General features: G+C 45.3%; 1 pseudogene. It reads left to right on the forward strand.

The annotated features are described in order from the left end of the window. A pseudogene (trpD, locus tag A3773_RS17355) lies at positions 1-247 on the forward strand (anthranilate phosphoribosyltransferase); the annotation flags it as partial.

Below are 247 nucleotides of genomic sequence, written 5' to 3' on the forward strand. Positions count from 1 at the left end.
ATTGGTGGCCTATTGATTGCGCTGCGAATGAAAGGCGAAAGTGTTGCTGAGATTATTGGTGCTGCCAATGTGATGCGTGAATTAATGATCCCTGTTTCGATATCCAAGCCTAATGCTGTTGATATCGTTGGAACCGGTGGTGACAGTGCAAATCTTTTTAATGTCTCAAGTGCTTGTTCTTTTGTTGTGGCAGCCGCTGGTGGAACTGTAGCGAAACATGGTAATCGGTCGGTTTCTTCTAACACGG

The sequence above is a fragment of the Neptuniibacter pectenicola genome (genome assembly GCF_001597735.1).
Taxonomy (GTDB): domain Bacteria; phylum Pseudomonadota; class Gammaproteobacteria; order Pseudomonadales; family Balneatricaceae; genus Neptuniibacter; species Neptuniibacter pectenicola.